This window comes from Escherichia sp. R1 (assembly GCF_003000935.1).
Lineage (GTDB): Bacteria > Pseudomonadota > Gammaproteobacteria > Enterobacterales > Enterobacteriaceae > Escherichia > Escherichia coli.
Map to the genome: position 1 here is coordinate 34,311 of NZ_PSRU01000015.1, position 19,642 is coordinate 53,952.

The 19,642-nt window shown below is 52.9% G+C and carries 19 protein-coding genes; 14 read left to right on the top strand and 5 right to left on the bottom strand.

The window, feature by feature from the left end; genetic code table 11:
• Window position 1 precedes the first annotated feature (1 nt).
• The 3 genes from hycC to hycA all read right to left on the bottom strand — a co-directional run bounded on the left by hycC (window position 2) and on the right by hycA (window position 3,022).
• Complete coding sequence (gene hycC, locus C4F37_RS17900; RefSeq protein WP_001274388.1) at window positions 2–1,828, bottom strand: formate hydrogenlyase subunit 3; 1,827 nt, start codon at window positions 1,826–1,828, stop codon at window positions 2–4.
• Complete coding sequence (gene hycB / locus C4F37_RS17905) at window positions 1,825–2,436, bottom strand: formate hydrogenlyase subunit HycB (RefSeq protein WP_001079186.1); 612 nt, start codon at window positions 2,434–2,436, stop codon at window positions 1,825–1,827. Before hycB ends, hycC begins: the two co-directional genes overlap by 4 nt.
• A gap of 124 nt (window positions 2,437–2,560) precedes the next feature.
• Entirely contained in the window at window positions 2,561–3,022 is a 462-nt protein-coding gene (hycA, locus tag C4F37_RS17910; RefSeq protein ID WP_000158058.1) for a formate hydrogenlyase regulator HycA, read from the bottom strand.
• 211 nt (window positions 3,023–3,233) lie between these two features.
• On the opposite strand from hycA, the gene hypA reads away from it, so the two are divergent.
• The 7 genes from hypA to C4F37_RS17945 all read left to right on the top strand — a co-directional run bounded on the left by hypA (window position 3,234) and on the right by C4F37_RS17945 (window position 9,476).
• Window positions 3,234–3,584, top strand: coding sequence for a hydrogenase maturation nickel metallochaperone HypA (gene hypA, locus C4F37_RS17915; RefSeq protein ID WP_001299100.1), 351 nt, complete (start codon window positions 3,234–3,236; stop codon window positions 3,582–3,584).
• A 3-nt stretch (window positions 3,585–3,587) separates the two neighbouring features.
• Window positions 3,588–4,460 carry a hydrogenase nickel incorporation protein HypB gene (hypB, locus tag C4F37_RS17920; RefSeq protein WP_000337665.1) on the top strand — a complete coding sequence of 291 codons (873 nt, stop codon included), beginning with the start codon at window positions 3,588–3,590 and terminating at the stop codon, window positions 4,458–4,460.
• On the top strand, window positions 4,451–4,723 hold the full coding sequence (gene hypC, locus C4F37_RS17925; RefSeq protein ID WP_000334881.1) for a hydrogenase 3 maturation protein HypC: 273 nt from the start codon (window positions 4,451–4,453) through the stop codon (window positions 4,721–4,723). The genes hypB and hypC overlap by 10 nt, the downstream gene beginning before the upstream one ends.
• Window positions 4,723–5,844: a hydrogenase formation protein HypD gene (gene hypD / locus C4F37_RS17930; protein ID WP_001539441.1), complete on the top strand. Its 1,122-nt coding sequence runs from the start codon at window positions 4,723–4,725 to the stop codon at window positions 5,842–5,844. Before hypC ends, hypD begins: the two co-directional genes overlap by 1 nt.
• Complete coding sequence (hypE, locus tag C4F37_RS17935) at window positions 5,841–6,851, top strand: hydrogenase maturation carbamoyl dehydratase HypE (RefSeq protein WP_001059916.1); 1,011 nt, start codon at window positions 5,841–5,843, stop codon at window positions 6,849–6,851. Before hypD ends, hypE begins: the two co-directional genes overlap by 4 nt.
• 73 nt (window positions 6,852–6,924) lie before the next feature.
• Window positions 6,925–9,003: a formate hydrogenlyase transcriptional activator FlhA gene (gene flhA, locus C4F37_RS17940; protein WP_000122674.1), complete on the top strand. Its 2,079-nt coding sequence runs from the start codon at window positions 6,925–6,927 to the stop codon at window positions 9,001–9,003.
• A gap of 44 nt (window positions 9,004–9,047) precedes the next feature.
• Window positions 9,048–9,476, top strand: a complete 429-nt coding sequence (locus C4F37_RS17945; protein WP_001539442.1) for a TOBE domain-containing protein — start codon at window positions 9,048–9,050, stop codon at window positions 9,474–9,476.
• 38 nt (window positions 9,477–9,514) lie between these two features.
• On the opposite strand, the gene C4F37_RS17950 is transcribed toward C4F37_RS17945, so the two are convergent.
• Window positions 9,515–9,859 carry a nitrous oxide-stimulated promoter family protein gene (locus tag C4F37_RS17950; RefSeq protein ID WP_000015482.1) on the bottom strand — a complete coding sequence of 115 codons (345 nt, stop codon included), beginning with the start codon at window positions 9,857–9,859 and terminating at the stop codon, window positions 9,515–9,517.
• A gap of 285 nt (window positions 9,860–10,144) precedes the next feature.
• Between C4F37_RS17950 and mutS the strand changes: the two genes are divergently transcribed.
• Both mutS and pphB read left to right on the top strand, forming a co-directional pair.
• The gene (gene mutS, locus C4F37_RS17955) at window positions 10,145–12,706 is read left to right on the top strand and encodes a DNA mismatch repair protein MutS (protein ID WP_001539446.1); all 2,562 of its coding nucleotides are present in this window, start codon (window positions 10,145–10,147) and stop codon (window positions 12,704–12,706) included.
• A 105-nt stretch (window positions 12,707–12,811) separates the two neighbouring features.
• Complete coding sequence (gene pphB, locus C4F37_RS17960) at window positions 12,812–13,468, top strand: protein-serine/threonine phosphatase (protein ID WP_001141302.1); 657 nt, start codon at window positions 12,812–12,814, stop codon at window positions 13,466–13,468.
• 50 nt (window positions 13,469–13,518) lie between these two features.
• On the opposite strand, the gene ygbI is transcribed toward pphB, so the two are convergent.
• Window positions 13,519–14,286: a DNA-binding transcriptional repressor YgbI gene (ygbI, locus tag C4F37_RS17965; RefSeq protein WP_001298167.1), complete on the bottom strand. Its 768-nt coding sequence runs from the start codon at window positions 14,284–14,286 to the stop codon at window positions 13,519–13,521.
• A gap of 195 nt (window positions 14,287–14,481) precedes the next feature.
• Here ygbI and ltnD point away from each other — a divergent pair, with 195 nt between their 5' ends.
• The 5 genes from ltnD to C4F37_RS17990 all read left to right on the top strand — a co-directional run bounded on the left by ltnD (window position 14,482) and on the right by C4F37_RS17990 (window position 19,518).
• The gene (gene ltnD / locus C4F37_RS17970) at window positions 14,482–15,390 is read left to right on the top strand and encodes an L-threonate dehydrogenase (protein WP_000847997.1); all 909 of its coding nucleotides are present in this window, start codon (window positions 14,482–14,484) and stop codon (window positions 15,388–15,390) included.
• Window positions 15,387–16,649, top strand: a complete 1,263-nt coding sequence (gene otnK / locus C4F37_RS17975; protein ID WP_001539448.1) for a 3-oxo-tetronate kinase — start codon at window positions 15,387–15,389, stop codon at window positions 16,647–16,649. Before ltnD ends, otnK begins: the two co-directional genes overlap by 4 nt.
• Window positions 16,646–17,284, top strand: coding sequence for a 3-oxo-tetronate 4-phosphate decarboxylase (otnC, locus tag C4F37_RS17980; protein WP_001279001.1), 639 nt, complete (start codon window positions 16,646–16,648; stop codon window positions 17,282–17,284). The genes otnK and otnC overlap by 4 nt, the downstream gene beginning before the upstream one ends.
• A gap of 4 nt (window positions 17,285–17,288) precedes the next feature.
• Window positions 17,289–18,065 carry an HPr family phosphocarrier protein gene (locus C4F37_RS17985; RefSeq protein WP_001539449.1) on the top strand — a complete coding sequence of 259 codons (777 nt, stop codon included), beginning with the start codon at window positions 17,289–17,291 and terminating at the stop codon, window positions 18,063–18,065.
• Window positions 18,066–18,153: 88 nt separating this feature from the next.
• Window positions 18,154–19,518: a GntP family transporter gene (locus tag C4F37_RS17990; protein ID WP_000104433.1), complete on the top strand. Its 1,365-nt coding sequence runs from the start codon at window positions 18,154–18,156 to the stop codon at window positions 19,516–19,518.
• Window positions 19,519–19,642 lie beyond the last annotated feature (124 nt).

A 19,642-nucleotide genomic window follows, 5' to 3' on the forward strand; every position in this document is an offset into this window, starting at 1 on the left:
CTCAGGCTCCTCGTGAAACAATAATCACCACCAGCACCGCCAGTTCAACCAGCGCCATCCGGCGGAACAGCAACGCACTCCCCTCGCACTGCCAGCCCGGCACCAGCGACACCGGATTCAACCATTTGCGTAGTTTCAGCACCGGCGCAAACGCCTGTTTCACCGGCATGGCAAAACCGTGAGCGGTAATCACCATTGATTTTTCATGATCGTAGCCGCACACCCAGGCCGCGCCGCGGGAACGCGACGGCAAACGATCGCCTTTGCAAATCGCCATAATGATGAATGGCAGCAGCGGGCAGGCAATCAGCAGCAACGTGATCATCGGTTGAGAAACGGTGGTGTTAGCAGGCTCCAGCGGCAGAGGTACAGCAGCAGAGAGCATCGGCAGTAGCCACGGCGCAGCAACACCGCCAATTACGCAGCAAATCGCCAGTGCCACTACGCTTACGCTCATCAGGAGCGGCGCACAGGTGGCGTTTTCGGCCTCTTTGGTACGCGGCGCGCCAAGGAAAGTAACGCCATAAACTTTCGCCATACACATCACCGCCAGCGCACCGGTAATTGCCAGCCCCACGGCGAGCAGCGGCCCGAGAAGACGGGCAACAAACGCGCCACTATTGCTCAGTTTGAAGAAGGATTGATAGATAACCCATTCCCCGGCAAAACCGTTCAGCGGCGGCAGCGCAGCCATTGCCATCAGCCCGACTAACATGGCGATGGAGATAACCGGCATTTTCTTGCCAATACCACCGAGTTTTTCGATATCGCGATGACCGGTACGGAACCAGACGCTCCCCGCACCAAGGAACAGTACGCTCTTGAACAGGCTATGGTTAAGCAGATGGTACAGACCACCAACCAGACCAAGGGCAATCAGCGCCGGTTGTTCGAGCGCGATACCCGTTACGCCAGCGCCCAGCCCCAGCAGGATAATGCCGATATTCTCCAGGGTGTGGTAAGCCAGCAGACGTTGGATATTATGTTCCATCAACGCATACAGACCGCCGACGAATGCGGTGATCATACCGAGCACCAGCAGCGCGATCCCCCACCACAGCGGTGCATTACCGCCCAGTAGTGACAGAGTTAAAATGCCCAGCAGGCCAATTTTCATGACTACCGTGGAAAACAGCGCGGCAGCTGGCGCAGAGGCGTTGGCATGTGCCTGTGGCACCCAGCCGTGCAGCGGAATAATCCCGGCCAGCAGGCCAAAGCCAATCACACCGAGCAGCCAGATATCGGAACCGAGCGGCAGCTGTTGCATACGCATATCCAGCAGGCGCAGATCCAGCGTGCCGTAACGCTGCCACAGCAGCCAGCAGGCAATCGCCAGCAGCAGAGTGCCAAGACGCCCCAGCGCAAACCACAGTTTGCCCTCTTTGCTGTTGCTGGTGAGGAACACCGCACACAGGGCCATGATTTCGGCCATTACCACGAACATGCCGAGGTTGCTGGCGATGACGGCACAGACGGCGGCAGCCATCAACATATTGATCTGCAAGCCGTTGCATTTCACCTGCGCGTGGCGATGCCAGTCAATGTTGTAGAGGCTGACAAACAGACCGCATAGGCCGAGTGTAATCAGCCAAATCGCATTAAGCGGAGAGATTTGCACATCGTAGCTTACCAGCGACAGCGCACCGCTCACGCCAACCGCGCCAGTCAGCACAGTGAAGCCCGCGGCTGCCGTATACAGGCTACCCACCGCGCCGCCAATTCCGGCTATCCAGCCACTTAGCGCTTTTTGAAAAGAAAAGAGAAATGCCAGAACAGCGGCGGCGACAAACCACGCCACGCCGCTATTGATCAGGGAAATTGCGCTCATTTAGCCTCTCCACTTTGAGCCTGCTGAAACAAGGTGAGATCGCCAAAGTCCGTGTTAAAAGTCAGCTCACGCTTACGTTTGCTGACGCGGGCGATATCGGTGTTATCCACCAGATGCAGGGCTTTAGTCGGGCACATCCGCACGCAGGCCGGACCTTGTTCATCAAAGCTACAAAGGTCACATTTGACGGCGATCGCGCGAATACCTGGCACCCAGTCAAGCAATGTGCTGACACGCGCCGGAGCAGGCGGTGCCGGTGGCGCTTTCGGGGTATTGGCGTTTGCCGGAATATCCAGCGGACGGCTGCCGGAAAATTCAATTGCGCCAAACGGGCAGGCGATACCACACAGTTTGCAGCTTACGCACAGACTTTCATTCAACTGCACAGCACCATCAACACGAGTGATGGCGTTAACCGGGCAGACCACCGCGCAGGGTGCATCTTCACAGTGATGACAGAGCTGCGGCGCAGATTCTTTTTCATTTAGCATCACTCGCAGGCGCGGCATTGATTGCAGGCCGTGCTGGCGATGCGTCTCTGAACAGGCAGCCTCACAAGTGTGGCAGCCGATACAGAGCGTGGAGTCAGCAATTACAAAACGATTCACCAGGCATTCCTCAGGTGATTGTCATTTTTGACGAAAACATGCCGATGAAATGTCATTTTCGACACTCATCGACACGCCCATCCCCAAACAGGCGTAACGCCTGCAAAACGGGCAAAGCCTCAGCTCATGCTACCGGGCTTTGTCCCTTTACCAGTTGGCTTAAATTCACCGGCACATTGTTTTCAATGGCGGTATATAAGCTGTCGTAAACGCCAGCGATTTTTTCGAGATAGTGTTCCAGAACTTGTTCGCGATCGCGGATGTTGACCTTGCCATCAATCATGCCGTCAATGCTCAACTGCGCCTGCGCAATCCGCTGTTTGTCTTCGCCATCTTTTGTTTCGACGTAATACTCGATGGTGTGGCTGTTAAAGCCATCCGCCAAGGTGACGTAAATGCGAAAATGTTCAAAAAGGACGAAACAGAGTTCTTTGTCCGGCGCGCAGCTCATGGCGTGATGCAGGCGCGCTTTCGATAACGTGATCCCCTGAACCAGCGAATTGCAGTAGATGTGCCACTGGTCCTGTAGGCGACGATGCCGCTGTGCGATGTAATCGGCTTTCTCGCTTATTTCCCAAATAGTCATTGTCAGGTTACCCGTTTAACAGAGATGCCAGCTTTAAGCATTTTCTGTGCCAACTTTTAATTCATTGTTATTAAAGCGATTTCTAAGCTAAAGATGAATTTCGTCGCCGTGTCGACGTGTCATTTCGACATCATCGACATTATTCATCGCAGGGATAATCAACACTGGCACAATTATTGCTTGTAGCTGGCAATAGTTAATGGGAGGCGATATGCACGAAATAACCCTCTGCCAACGGGCACTGGAATTGATCGAACAGCAGGCCGCAAAACACGGCGCAAAACGCGTAACTGGGGTCTGGCTCAAAATTGGCGCATTTTCTTGTGTCGAAACCAGCTCTCTTGCCTTTTGTTTTGATCTGGTTTGCCGCGGCAGCGTGGCGGAAGGTTGTAAACTGCACCTCGAAGAACAAGAGGCCGAATGCTGGTGTGAAACATGCCAACAGTATGTGACGCTACTGACCCAGCGCGTCCGCCGCTGTCCACAGTGTCATGGTGACATGCTACAGATTGTGGCAGACGACGGTTTACAGATTCGGCGGATAGAAATAGACCAGGAGTGAGCGATGTGTACAACATGCGGTTGCGGTGAAGGCAACCTCTATATCGAGGGTGATGAACATAACCCTCATTCCGCGTTTCGTAGCGCGCCATTTGCCCCGGCGGCACGCCCGAAGATGAAAATCACCGGCATTAAAGCGCCTGAATTTACCCCCAGCCAGACTGAAGAAGGCGACCTGCATTACGGTCATGGCGAAGCGGGCACTCACGCGCCGGGCATGAGCCAGCGTCGGATGCTGGAAGTCGAAATTGACGTGCTGGACAAAAATAACCGTCTGGCTGAACGCAACCGCGCGCGCTTTGCTGCCCGCAAGCAACTGGTGCTCAACCTGGTTTCCAGCCCTGGTTCCGGTAAAACCACCCTGCTGACGGAAACTTTAATGCGCCTGAAAGACAGCGTTCCGTGCGCGGTTATTGAAGGTGACCAGCAAACCGTGAACGATGCCGCACGCATTCGCGCTACCGGCACCCCAGCGATTCAGGTGAACACCGGTAAAGGCTGCCATCTTGACGCACAGATGATTGCCGACGCCGCGCCGCGCCTGCCACTGGACGATAACGGTATTCTGTTTATCGAAAACGTCGGTAACCTCGTTTGCCCGGCCAGCTTCGATCTCGGTGAAAAACACAAAGTGGCGGTGCTTTCCGTTACCGAAGGTGAAGACAAACCGCTGAAATATCCGCACATGTTTGCCGCCGCCTCGCTGATGCTGCTCAACAAAGTTGACTTGCTGCCGTATCTCAATTTCGACGTTGAGAAGTGCATCGCCTGCGCCCGTGAAGTCAATCCAGAAATTGAAATCATCCTTATTTCCGCCACCAGCGGCGAAGGGATGGACCAGTGGCTGAACTGGCTGGAGACACAGCGATGTGCATAGGCGTTCCCGGCCAGATCCGCACTATTGACGGCAACCAGGCGAAAGTCGACGTCTGCGGCATTCAGCGCGATGTCGATTTAACGTTAGTCGGCAGCTGCGATGAAAACGGTCAGCCACGCGTGGGCCAGTGGGTACTGGTTCACGTTGGCTTTGCCATGAGCGTAATTAATGAAGCCGAAGCACGCGACACTCTCGACGCCTTACAAAACATGTTTGACGTTGAGCCAGATGTCGGCGCGCTGTTGTATGGCGAGGAAAAATAATGCGTTTTGTTGATGAATATCGCGAGCCGGAACAGGTAATGCAGTTAATTGAGCATCTGCGCGAACGTGCTTCACATCTCTCTTACACCGCCGAACGCCCTCTGCGGATTATGGAAGTGTGTGGCGGTCATACCCACGCCATTTTTAAATTCGGCCTCGACCAGTTGCTACCGGAAAACGTTGAGTTTATCCACGGTCCGGGTTGCCCTGTGTGCGTACTGCCAATGGGTAGAATCGACACCTGCGTGGAGATTGCCAGCCATCCGGAAGTCATCTTCTGTACCTTTGGCGATGCCATGCGCGTACCAGGGAAACAGGGGTCGCTGTTGCAGGCAAAAGCACGCGGTGCCGATGTGCGCATCGTTTACTCGCCAATGGATGCGTTGAAACTGGCGCAGGAGAATCCAACTCGTAAAGTGGTATTCTTCGGCTTAGGTTTTGAAACCACCATGCCGACCACCGCCATCACTCTGCAACAGGCGAAAGCCCGCGATGTGCAGAATTTTTACTTCTTCTGCCAGCACATTACGCTTATCCCGACACTGCGCAGTTTGCTGGAACAGCCAGATAACGGTATCGACGCGTTCCTCGCGCCGGGCCACGTCAGTATGGTTATCGGCACTGATGCCTATAATTTTATCGCCAGCGCTTTTCATCGTCCGCTGGTGGTCGCTGGTTTCGAACCCCTTGATCTACTTCAAGGCGTGGTGATGCTGGTGGAGCAGAAAATAGCGGCCCACAGCAAGGTAGAGAATCAGTATCGTCGGGTGGTACCGGATGCCGGTAACCTGCTGGCGCAACAGGCGATTGCCGATGTGTTCTGTGTCAACGGCGACAGTGAATGGCGCGGCTTAGGCGTGATTGAATCTTCTGGCGTGCACCTGACGCCGGATTATCAACGATTCGATGCCGAAGCACATTTCCGCCCGGCACCGCAGCAGGTCTGCGATGACCCGCGTGCGCGTTGTGGCGAAGTCTTGACGGGCAAATGTAAGCCGCATCAATGCCCGCTGTTTGGTAACACCTGTAATCCTCAAACCGCGTTTGGTGCGCTGATGGTTTCCTCCGAAGGAGCGTGCGCCGCGTGGTATCAGTATCGTCAGCAGGAGAGTGAAGCGTGAATAATATCCAACTCGCCCACGGTAGCGGCGGCCAGGCGATGCAGCAATTAATCAACAGCCTGTTTATGGAAGCCTTTGCCAACCCGTGGCTGGCAGAGCAGGAAGATCAGGCCCGTCTTGATCTGGCGCAGCTGGTAGCGGAAGGCGACCGTCTGGCGTTCTCAACCGACAGTTACGTCATTGACCCGCTGTTCTTTCCTGGCGGTAATATCGGCAAGCTGGCGATTTGCGGCACCGCCAATGACGTTGCGGTCAGTGGCGCAATTCCGCGCTATCTCTCCTGTGGCTTTATCCTCGAAGAAGGATTGCCGATGGAGACACTGAAAGCCGTAGTGACCAGCATGGCAGAAACCGCCCGCGCGGCAGGCATTGCCATCGTTACTGGCGATACCAAAGTGGTACAGCGCGGCGCGGCAGATAAACTGTTTATCAACACCGCTGGCATGGGCGCAATTCCGGCGAATATTCACTGGGGCGCACAGACGCTAACCGCAGGCGATGTATTGCTGGTTAGCGGTACACTCGGCGACCATGGGGCGACTATCCTTAACCTGCGTGAGCAACTAGGGCTGGATGGAGAACTGGTCAGCGACTGCGCGGTGCTGACGCCGCTTATTCAGACGCTGCGTGACATTCCCGGCGTGAAAGCGCTGCGTGATGCCACCCGTGGTGGTGTAAACGCGGTGGTTCATGAGTTCGCGGCAGCCTGCGGTTGTGGTATTGAACTTTCAGAAGCGGCACTGCCGGTTAAACCTGCTGTGCGCGGCGTTTGCGAACTGCTGGGACTGGACGCCCTTAACTTTGCCAACGAAGGCAAACTGGTGATCGCCGTTGAACGCAACGCAGCAGAGCAAGTGCTGGCGGCGTTACATTCCCATCCATTGGGAAAAGATGCGGCGCTGATTGGCGAAGTAGTAGAACGTAAAGGTGTTCGTCTTGCCGGTCTGTATGGCGTGAAACGAACCCTCGATCTACCGCACGCCGAACCGCTTCCGCGTATATGCTAATAAAATTCTAAATCTCCTATAGTTAGTCAATGACCTTTTGCACCGCTTTGCGGTGCTTTCCTGGAAGAACAAAATGTCATATACACCGATGAGTGATCTCGGACAGCAAGGGTTGTTCGACATCACTCGGACACTATTGCAGCAGCCCGATCTGGCCTCGCTGTGTGAGGCTCTTTCGCAACTGGTAAAGCGTTCTGCGCTCGCCGACAACGCGGCGATTGTGTTGTGGCAAGCGCAGACTCAACGTGCGTCTTATTACGCATCGCGTGAAAAAGACACCCCCATTAAATATGAAGACGAAACTGTTCTGGCACACGGTCCGGTACGCAGCATTTTGTCGCGCCCTGATACGCTGCATTGCAGTTACGAAGAATTTTGTGAAACCTGGCCGCAGCTGGCCACAGGTGGGCTATACCCCAAATTTGGTCACTATTGCCTGATGCCACTGGCGGCGGAAGGGCATATTTTTGGTGGCTGTGAATTTATTCGTTATGACGATCGCCCCTGGAGCGAAAAAGAGTTCAATCGTCTGCAAACATTTACGCAGATCGTTTCTGTCGTCACCGAACAAATCCAGAGCCGCGTCGTTAACAATGTCGACTATGAGTTGTTATGCCGGGAACGCGATAACTTCCGCATCCTGGTCGCCATCACTAACGCGGTGCTTTCCCGCCTGGATATGGACGAACTGGTCAGCGAAGTCGCCAAAGAAATCCATTACTATTTCGACATTGACGATATCAGCATCGTCTTACGCAGCCACCGTAAGAACAAACTCAACATCTACTCCACTCACTATCTTGATAAACAGCATCCCGCTCACGAACAGAGCGAAGTCGATGAAGCCGGAACCCTCACCGAACGCGTCTTCAAAAGTAAAGAGATGCTGTTGATTAATCTCCACGAGCGGGACGATTTAGCCCCCTATGAACGCATGTTGTTCAACACCTGGGGCAATCAGATTCAAACCTTGTGCCTGTTACCGCTGATGTCTGGCGACACCATGCTGGGCGTACTGAAACTGGCGCAATGCGAAGAGAAAGTCTTTACCACTACCAATCTGAATTTACTGCGCCAGATTGCCGAACGTGTGGCAATCGCTGTCGATAACGCCCTCGCCTATCAGGAAATTCATCGTCTGAAAGAACGGCTGGTTGATGAAAACCTCGCCCTGACCGAGCAGCTCAACAATGTTGATAGTGAATTTGGCGAGATTATTGGCCGCAGCGAAGCCATGTACAGCGTACTTAAACAAGTGGAAATGGTGGCGCAAAGTGACAGTACCGTTCTGATCCTCGGTGAAACTGGTACAGGTAAAGAGCTGATTGCCCGCGCGATCCATAATCTCAGTGGGCGTAATAATCGCCGTATGGTCAAAATGAACTGCGCGGCGATGCCTGCCGGATTGCTGGAAAGCGATCTATTTGGTCATGAGCGTGGGGCTTTTACCGGTGCCAGCGCTCAGCGCATTGGTCGTTTTGAACTGGCGGATAAAAGCTCACTATTCCTCGATGAAGTGGGCGATATGCCGCTGGAGTTACAGCCGAAGTTGCTGCGTGTATTACAGGAACAGGAGTTTGAACGTCTCGGCAGCAACAAAATCATTCAGACGGACGTACGTTTAATTGCCGCGACTAACCGCGATCTGAAAAAAATGGTCGCCGACCGAGAGTTCCGTAGCGATCTCTATTACCGCCTGAACGTATTCCCGATCCACCTGCCGCCACTACGCGAGCGTCCGGAAGATATTCCGCTGCTGGCGAAAGCCTTTACCTTCAAAATTGCCCGTCGTCTGGGGCGCAATATCGACAGCATTCCTGCCGAGACGCTGCGCATCCTGAGCAACATGGAATGGCCGGGCAACGTGCGTGAGCTGGAAAACGTCATTGAGCGCGCGGTATTGCTAACACGCGGCAACGTGCTGCAGCTGTCATTGCCAGATATTGCTTTACCAGAACCTGAAACGCCGCCTGCCGCAACGGTTGTCGCCCAGGAGGGCGAAGATGAATATCAGTTGATTGTTCGCGTGCTGAAAGAAACAAACGGCGTGGTTGCCGGGCCTAAAGGCGCTGCGCAACGTCTGGGGCTGAAACGCACGACTCTGCTGTCACGGATGAAGCGACTGGGAATTGATAAATCGGCATTGATTTAACAGATGTGGTTATACTCGATCAACATTCAATGAAAGGAGGCAGTATGGCAGTTTCAGCAAGAAATCAATTAACCGGAACAGTTAGCACAGTAGCAATGGGCGCTGTGAATGATGAAGTAGAACTGACGCTGGCAGGTGGTGCAAAGCTGGTGGCAATTGTGACTCACAGCAGCCAGCAAGCGCTGGGTCTGGCGAAAGGGAAAGAAGCGATTGCCCTGATTAAAGCCCCGTGGGTCACGCTGGCAACGGAAGACTGTGGACTGAAATTCTCTGCTCGCAACCAGTTTGCTGGCAGCGTGTCGACAATCACCGAAGGCGCAGTGAACGCCACTGTCCATATCAAAACGGATGCGGGTTTTGAAATTGTGGCAGTGGTAACAAATGAAAGTCAGGATGAAATGAAACTCACCACTGGCTCGCGCATTATTGCATTGATCAAAGCATCAGCCATCCTGATTGCCACCAAAGCGTAAGCGCCGTATTTGCCGGAGAGTATGGCTCTCCGGCAGATTTATTTCTTTGGACGATATTTTTCTGGCAACTCCGGCACCGGACGCTTGTCATCGATGAGATGACGCACGGTTAAGATCGGATGACGCCACAGCATTCTCGGCCCGGCCCAACGCATAATCTGTTTCATCTCTTCACGCTTTGCAGGCTGGTAACAGTGCACCGGACACTGCTTACAGGCTGGTTTCTCTTCGCCGAACACACATTTATCCAGCCGCTTTTGCGCGTAAGCAAACAACGCCTCGTAATGCTCCGGCTCTGCTGACGCCTGCGGGCATTTCGCTTGATAAAGATCGATCATTTTTTTAATCGTCAGTTTTTCACGAGAGATACGCTTGCCGGACATGCTGCCTCCATACTCTTAAGGTGCATTTATATTACAACTTAATTTTAAAGGGGACTATGTCTCTGAAGGCGGAGGTTTCTTCAACCGACGAATTTGGCGATCTTGTTTCATCGTCATCACGCAAAAGCTGTAAAGCAGCATTTTTCGCGGAACCGACATCAAGAACTCACCTTTCGCGTCTTCCCCTGAAATGATTAACTCCGGTATCATGTGCGCCTTATGTGATTACAACGAAAATAAAAACCATCACACTACATTTAACATCAGGGAGCCGGACTTAACCCCATGAGTACAATAGAAAATTTCGACGCCCATACGCCCATGATGCAGCAGTATCTCAAGCTGAAAGCCCAGCATCCCGAGATCCTGCTGTTTTACCGGATGGGCGACTTTTATGAACTGTTTTATGACGACGCAAAACGGGCGTCGCAACTGCTGGATATTTCACTGACCAAACGCGGTGCTTCAGCGGGAGAGCCAATCCCGATGGCGGGGATTCCCTACCATGCGGTGGAAAACTACCTCGCCAAACTGGTGAATCAGGGCGAATCGGTTGCTATTTGTGAACAGATTGGCGATCCGGCGACCAGCAAAGGGCCGGTCGAGCGCAAAGTTGTCCGTATCGTTACGCCGGGCACCATCAGCGATGAAGCACTGTTACAGGAGCGCCAGGACAATCTGCTGGCGGCTATCTGGCAGGACAGTAAAGGGTTCGGCTACGCAACGCTGGATATCAGTTCCGGTCGTTTTCGCCTGAGCGAACCGGCGGACCGCGAAACGATGGCGGCAGAACTGCAACGTACGAATCCAGCGGAATTACTGTATGCGGAAGATTTCGCCGAGATGTCGCTGATTGAAGGTCGCCGCGGCCTGCGTCGTCGCCCGCTGTGGGAGTTTGAAATCGACACCGCTCGCCAGCAATTGAACCTGCAATTTGGCACCCGAGATCTGGTCGGTTTTGGTGTGGAGAACGCACCACGCGGACTTTGTGCTGCCGGTTGTCTGTTGCAGTATGCGAAAGATACCCAACGCACGACCCTGCCGCATATTCGTTCTATCACTATGGAACGTCAGCAGGACAGCATCATTATGGATGCCGCGACGCGTCGTAACCTGGAAATTACTCAGAACCTGGCCGGCGGTGCGGAAAATACGCTGGCTTCAGTGCTCGACTGCACTGTAACGCCGATGGGCAGCCGTATGCTGAAACGCTGGCTGCATATGCCAGTGCGCGATACCCGCGTGTTGCTTGAGCGCCAGCAAACTATTGGCGCATTGCAGGATTTCACCGCTGAGCTACAGCCGGTACTGCGTCAGGTCGGCGACCTGGAACGTATTCTGGCGCGTCTGGCGTTGCGTACCGCTCGCCCGCGCGATCTGGCCCGTATGCGTCATGCCTTCCAGCAACTTCCAGAACTGCGCGCGCAACTGGAAGGTGTCGATAGCGCCCCGGTACAAGCACTGCGTGAGAAGATGGGCGAGTTTGCCGAACTGCGCGACCTGCTGGAGCGAGCAATCATCGACACGCCGCCGGTGCTGGTACGCGACGGTGGTGTTATTGCGACTGGTTATAACGAAGAACTGGATGAATGGCGCGCGCTGGCTGACGGCGCGACCGATTATCTGGAGCGTCTGGAAGTCCGCGAGCGTGAACGTACCGGCCTGGACACGCTGAAAGTTGGCTTTAATGCGGTGCACGGCTACTACATTCAAATCAGCCGTGGGCAAAGCCATCTGGCACCAATCAACTACATGCGTCGCCAGACGCTGAAAAACGCCGAGCGCTACATCATTCCAGAGCTAAAAGAGTACGAAGATAAAGTTCTCACCTCAAAAGGCAAAGCACTGGCTCTGGAAAAACAACTTTATGAAGAGCTGTTCGACCTGCTGTTGCCGCATCTGGAAGCGTTGCAACAGAGCGCGAGCGCGCTGGCGGAACTCGACGTGCTGGTGAACCTGGCGGAGCGGGCCTATACCCTGAACTACACCTGCCCGACCTTTATTGATAAACCTGGCATTCGCATTACCGAAGGTCGCCATCCGGTAGTTGAACAAGTACTGAATGAGCCGTTTATCGCTAACCCGCTGAACCTGTCGCCGCAGCATCGCATGTTGATCATTACCGGTCCGAACATGGGAGGTAAAAGTACCTATATGCGCCAGACCGCGTTGATTGCGCTGATGGCGTATATCGGCAGCTACGTACCGGCGCAAAAAGTCGAGATTGGCCCGATTGACCGTATCTTTACCCGCGTAGGTGCCGCGGATGATCTGGCTTCCGGGCGTTCAACCTTTATGGTGGAGATGACCGAAACTGCCAATATTTTACATAACGCCACCGAATATAGTCTGGTGTTGATGGATGAGATTGGGCGTGGAACGTCCACTTACGATGGTCTGTCGCTGGCGTGGGCGTGTGCGGAAAATCTGGCAAATAAGATCAAAGCGTTGACGCTGTTTGCTACCCACTATTTCGAGCTGACCCAGTTACCGGAGAAAATGGAAGGCGTCGCCAACGTGCATCTCGATGCACTGGAGCACGGCGACACCATTGCCTTTATGCATAGCGTGCAGGATGGCGCAGCGAGCAAAAGCTACGGCCTGGCGGTTGCAGCGCTGGCAGGCGTGCCAAAAGAGGTTATTAAGCGCGCACGGCAAAAACTGCGTGAGCTGGAAAGCATTTCGCCGAACGCCGCTGCTACGCAAGTGGATGGTACACAAATGTCTTTGCTGTCCGTACCGGAAGAAACTTCGCCTGCGGTCGAGGCACTGGAAAACCTCGACCCGGATTCACTGACTCCGCGTCAGGCGCTGGAGTGGATTTATCGCTTGAAGAGTCTGGTGTAATAATAATTCCCGATAGCCTTTTGCTATCGGGAATATTAACGACAACTGACGAATCAAATAAAAATACCCTGTATAATAGGAAAACTTATTTTACAGGGTAAAACCATGCCATCTACACGCTACCAAAAAATCAACGCCCATCACTATCGCCATATATGGACCGTTGGTGATATTCATGGTGACTATCAATTATTACAATCCCGCTTACATCAACTCTCTTTTTGCCCTGAAACCGACTTACTTATTTCGGTAGGCGATAACATCGATCGTGGGCCCGAGAGTCTTAACGTGCTGCGCCTGTTAAACCAGCCCTGGTTTATCTCCGTCAAAGGCAACCACGAAGCGATGGCGCTTGATGCATTCGAAACTGGCGATGGAAATATGTGGCTTGCCAGCGGTGGTGACTGGTTTTTCGATTTAAATGATTCAGAGCAACAAGAGGCAATAGATCTGTTGCTGAAATTCCATCACCTTCCACATATTATTGAAATCACTAACGACACCATAAAATATGTCATCGCACATGCAGATTATCCGGGGAAGGAGTATCAGTTTGGCAAAGAAATAGCGGAGAATGAATTACTCTGGCCTGTTGATCGTGTGCAGAAATCACTTAATAGCGAATTACAAAAAATAAACGGTGCCGACTTCTTTATATTTGGTCATATGATGTTTGATAACATTCAGACGTTCGCTAACCAGATTTATATAGATACCGGATCGCCGAAAAGCGGGCGGCTGTCATTTTATAAAATAAAGTAGTCTCATGCTTCTTCTGTGAAGCATGAGTAACCCGGCGTTATTGCAGGTCATTATTCATTTTTCGCTACCAGCAAAGAGAGATCCAGCTTCGCCAGCGCGCGGCTGGCACTCTCCGGCAGACCATCGTCAGTAATGATCTGATCAAACTCGCTTAATGGTAACGCCAGCCATGTCGCCACCTGTCCATATTTCGTCGCATCACAGACCAAAACTCGCTGGCGGCTGGCACTGGCAATCGCCCGTTTCACCGTGACTTTATCTTCTGCTGGCGTAGAGATCCCCCGCACACTCCATGACGATGCAGAAATAAAAGCCTGATCAATCATCAGGCTACGCAGCATGGTCGCAGCGGCTTCCCCAACACAGGAACGGTTTTCCCGACACACTGCGCCGCCAGTGTGAATAATTGTGCAATTACTGTTGTCGAGCAAGTAGTCCGCAATAACGAAGTCGTTAGTAACCACTGTGAGTGGCTCCATGTGAGTCAGATGCTGTGCAATCGCTAACGTGGTCGTTCCCGCATCCAGATAGATACAACGTCCCGGCTGAACAAGACTTGCCGCCAGCTTGCCAATAGCCGCTTTTTGCGTCATTGCCAGCGCAGTTTTTACCTGATGAGAAGGTTCATGCGCCACGCGTCCCGGAGACTGGACGCCCCCGGACACCAGCACAACGGCTCCCTGCTGCTCCAGTTTTTGTAAATCCCGACGAATGGTCATATGTGACACATTCATTCTGTCCGTTAGTTCAGCAATACTAACAATGCCTTTTTCAGCTACCATCTCAAGGATGATTTGGCGACGCTCTACGGGTATCAACTTTTGCTCCTTCCTTTGTCCTGCTGACATTCTACGCTATTTGCCTGCGAAACGTGCGCGGCGCAACTAACGCTTAGTTCACATAAAATAACACGCAATGTTAACTTTTGTGAATAAGCTCACCATATCTTTATCTTTCCGCGCTTATATTCACAACACAAAACAAAATATCACTTAAATTAACAAGGAGAGCAGATGAAAACGGGATCGGAGTTTCATGTCGGTATCGTTGGCTTAGGGTCAATGGGAATGGGAGCAGCACTGTCATGTGTCCGCGCGGGTCTTTCTACCTGGGGCGCAGACCTGAACAGCAATGCCTGCGCTACGTTGAAAGAGGCTGGTGCTTGCGGAGTTTCTGATAACGCCGCGACGTTTGCCGAAAAACTGGACGCTCTGCTGGTGCTGGTGGTCAATGCGACCCAGGTTAAACAGGTGCTGTTTGGTGAAAAAGGCGTTGCACAACATCTGAAACCCGGTACGGCAGTAATGGTTTCTTCCACTATCGCCAGTGCTGATGCGCAAGAAATTGCTACCGCTCTGGCTGGATTCGGTCTGGAAATGCTGGATGCGCCGGTTTCTGGTGGTGCGGTAAAAGCCGCTAACGGTGAAATGACTGTCATGGCCTCCGGTAGCGATATTGCCTTTGAACGACTAGCACCCGTGCTGGAAGCCGTTGCCGGAAAAGTTTATCGCATCGGAGCAGAACCGGGACTGGGTTCGACCGTAAAAATTATCCACCAGTTGTTAGCGGGCGTACATATTGCTGCCGGAGCCGAAGCGATGGCGCTTGCAGCCCGTGCGGGGATCCCGCTGGATGTGATGTATGACGTCGTGACCAATGCCGCCGGAAATTCATGGATGTTCGAAAACCGGATGCGTCATGTGGTGGATGGCGATTACACCCCGCATTCAGCCGTCGATATTTTTGTTAAGGATCTTGGTCTGGTTGCCGATACCGCCAAAGCCCTGCACTTCCCGCTGCCATTGGCCTCAACAGCATTGAATATGTTCACCAGCGCCAGTAACGCGGGTTACGGGAAAGAAGACGATAGCGCAGTTATCAAGATTTTCTCTGGCATCACTCTACCGGGAGCGAAATCATGATCAAGATTGGCGTTATCGCCGATGATTTTACCGGCGCGACGGATATCGCCAGTTTTCTGGTGGAAAACGGTCTACCAACGGTACAAATTAACGGTGTTCCAACAGGTAAAATGCCGGAAGCAATCGACGCACTGGTGATCAGCCTGAAAACGCGCTCCTGTCCGGTGGTTGAAGCCACACAGCAATCGCTGGCGGCTCTGAGCTGGTTGCAACAGCAAGGTTGCAAACAGATCTATTTCAAATACTGCTCTACTTTCGACAGTACGGCGAAAGGGAATATCGGCCCAGTTACCGATGCATTAATGGATGCTCTCGACACACCGTTTACGGTCTTCTCTCCGGCCCTGCCAGTCAACGGACGTACGGTTTATCAGGGGTATTTGTTCGTAATGAATCAACTGCTGGCCGAATCCGGGATGCGCCATCACCCGGTAAATCCCATGACCGACAGCTATCTTCCCCGTCTGGTTGAATCGCAATCCACAGGGCGCTGCGGCGTCGTTTCAGCACATGTTTTCGAACAAGGTGTGAAAGCCGTTCGTCAGGAGCTGGCTCGCTTACAGCAAGAGGGCTATCGCTACGCGGTGCTTGATGCGCTGACCGAACACCATCTGGAAATTCAGGGGGAAGCCTTGCGCGATGCCCCACTGGTAACGGGCGGTTCTGGTCTGGCGATTGGCCTGGCCCGGCAGTGGGCGCAAGAAAACGGTAACCAGGCTCGCGAAGCAGGGCGTCCGCTCGCTGGGCGCGGCGTAGTGCTCTCCGGTTCATGCTCTCAAATGACCAACCGCCAGGTGGCACATTACCGTCAAATTGCACCAGCCCGTGAGGTTGATGTGGCACGCTGCCTCTCAACCGAAATTCTGGCCGCTTATGCACACGAGCTGGCAGAGTGGGTTCTGGGCCAGGAAAGTGTACTTGCTCCACTGGTTTTTGCCACCGCCAGCACTGACGCATTGGCAGCAATTCAACAGCAATACGGTGCACAAAAAGCCAGTCAGGCAGTAGAAACTCTGTTTTCTCAACTAGCGGCGCGGTTAGCAGCGGAAGGCGTGACACGCTTTATTGTCGCAGGCGGTGAGACCTCCGGCGTAGTCACACAGAGCCTGGGCATAAAAGGTTTTCATATTGGCCCAACCATTTCCCCCGGCGTGCCGTGGGTAAACGCACTGGATAAGCCTGTCTCACTCGCCCTTAAATCTGGCAACTTCGGTGATGAAGCCTTTTTTTCACGAGCCCAAAGAGAGTTTTTATCATGAGCGATTTCGCAAAAGTAGAGCAGTCTTTGCGAGAGGAGATGACGCGGATTGCCAGTTCATTCTTTCAGCGCGGATATGCAACCGGTTCGGCTGGCAATCTGTCGCTGCTTTTACCTGACGGGAATTTACTGGCGACACCGACAGGTTCATGCCTGGGCAATCTCGATCCGCAGCGGCTTTCCAAAGTCACCGCGGATGGCGAATGGTTAAGTGGTGACAAACCCTCGAAAGAGGTGCTCTTTCATCTGGCGCTGTATCGCAACAATCCGCGCTGTAAAGCGGTAGTGCATTTGCACAGTACGTGGTCGACGGCGCTTTCCTGCCTGGAAGGGCTGGACAGCAATAACGTTATTCGGCCGTTCACACCATACGTGGTGATGCGGATGGGTAATGTCCCGCTGGTGCCCTATTACCGACCGGGCGATAAACGCATCGCACAGGATCTGGCGGAACTGGCAGCAGACAATCAGGCTTTTTTACTGGCAAATCATGGCCCAGTGGTTTGCGGTGAAAGCCTGCAAGAAGCCGCCAACAATATGGAAGAGCTGGAGGAAACGGCAAAGCTGATTTTTATTCTCGGTGACCGCCCGATCCGTTATCTGACCGCAGGTGAAATTGCGGAATTAAGGAGTTAATGCAATGCCTCGTTTTGCAGCTAATTTATCCATGATGTTCATCGAAGTGCCTTTTATTGAACGCTTCGCCGCAGCGCGAAAAGCCGGGTTCGATGCTGTGGAGTTTCTGTTTCCCTATGACTACTCCACCCAGCAAATCCAGCAGCAACTGGTGCAAAACCATCTGACACTGGCGCTGTTCAATACCGCTCCCGGAGATATTAATGCGGGAGAATGGGGATTATCCGCCCTTCCCGGACGTGAGCACGAAGCACGCGCAGACATCGACCTGGCACTGGAATATGCATTGGCGCTCAATTGTGAACAAGTCCATGTGATGGCAGGCGTCGTGCCCGCTGGCGAAGATGCTGAACGGTACCGGGCAGTATTTATTGATAATCTCCGCTACGCTGCCGACCGCTTTGCGCCACACGGCAAGCGAATATTGGTTGAAGCACTCAGCCCCGGCGTTAAGCCTCATTATCTCTTCTCCAGCCAGTATCAGGCACTGGCTATTGTTGAAGAGGTTGCGCGAGATAACGTGTTTATTCAACTGGATACTTTCCATGCGCAAAAAGTAGATGGCAACCTGACACATTTAATCCGCGACTACGCCGGGAAATATGCGCACGCACAAATTGCCGGACTACCTGATCGACATGAACCGGACGATGGAGAAATCAACTATCCGTGGCTGTTCCGCCTGTTCGATGAAGTGGGATATCAGGGCTGGATCGGTTGTGAATACAAACCTCGTGGCCTCACCGAAGAAGGGCTTGGCTGGTTTGACGCCTGGCGCTAATTCGCTCAATCCCTAATTACAACGTACCCATACATCCCCCCATCTACGGATGGGGTAGGTTAACTATAACTTTCAGACAGGGTTTCCCATGTCCACAATTACATTGTTATGCATTGCGTTAGCTGGCGTAATCATGCTGTTGCTACTGGTCATCAAGGCAAAGGTACAACCATTCGTTGCTCTGCTCCTCGTCAGCCTGTTAGTCGCACTTGCGGCGGGTATACCGGCGGGCGAAGTGGGTAAAGTGATGATCGCTGGGATGGGCGGTGTACTTGGTTCCGTCACTATTATTATTGGTCTGGGCGCTATGCTGGGGCGTATGATCGAACACTCTGGTGGTGCAGAGTCACTGGCTAATTATTTCAGTCGCAAGTTAGGTGACAAACGAACTATCGCTGCGCTGACTCTGGCAGCGTTCTTCCTCGGTATTCCCGTCTTCTTTGATGTCGGCTTTATTATTCTTGCGCCAATCATTTACGGTTTTGCCAAGGTTGCCAAAATATCACCACTCAAATTTGGCCTGCCTGTCGCTGGGATCATGCTCACTGTTCACGTGGCGGTACCGCCGCATCCAGGCCCTGTCGCCGCAGCGGGGTTACTCCACGCAGACATCGGCTGGCTAACCATCATCGGTATTGCGATTTCTATTCCCGTAGGGATTGTTGGCTATTTTGCAGCGAAAATAATCAATAAGCGCCAATATGCGATGTCGGTCGAGGTACTGGAACAGATGCAACTGGCTCCGGCCAGTGAGGAAGGCGCGACAAAATTAAGCGATAAAATAAATCCACCGGGCGTCGCGCTGGTCACCTCGCTAATTGTTATTCCTATCGCGATTATCATGGCGGGTACGGTTTCTGCAACACTGATGCCGCCTTCGCATCCCCTGCTTGGTACGCTACAGTTGATCGGCTCACCAATGGTAGCTCTAATGATTGCGCTGGTGCTGGCATTCTGGTTATTGGCTTTACGTCGCGGCTGGAGCTTACAACACACCAGCGACATTATGGGCTCTGCCCTTCCCACTGCGGCGGTAGTGATTTTGGTTACTGGTGCTGGAGGGGTATTTGGTAAAGTGCTGGTGGAATCGGGCGTCGGTAAAGCCCTTGCCAACATGTTACAAATGATTGACCTGCCTCTGTTACCAGCCGCATTTATTATTTCACTGGCGCTGCGTGCATCGCAGGGGTCAGCAACCGTAGCAATCCTGACAACCGGCGGGTTACTCTCAGAAGCGGTGATGGGATTAAATCCGATTCAGTGCGTATTGGTGACGCTGGCAGCCTGCTTTGGTGGGCTTGGCGCGTCGCATATTAATGACTCAGGGTTCTGGATTGTGACCAAATATCTGGGGTTGTCGGTAGCAGACGGTCTGAAAACCTGGACAGTGTTAACGACCATTCTCGGTTTTACCGGATTCTTAATTACCTGGTGCGTATGGCTCGTCATCTAATAATCCAGATAAGATATGATGTATCGTTTAAGTGCCTGATAAGGGGGTAATGTATGCCAATATTAACCTCGGTAATATCTCGCTACCGAGGTTAATTTTCACTTTGCAATATAATTACAATCTC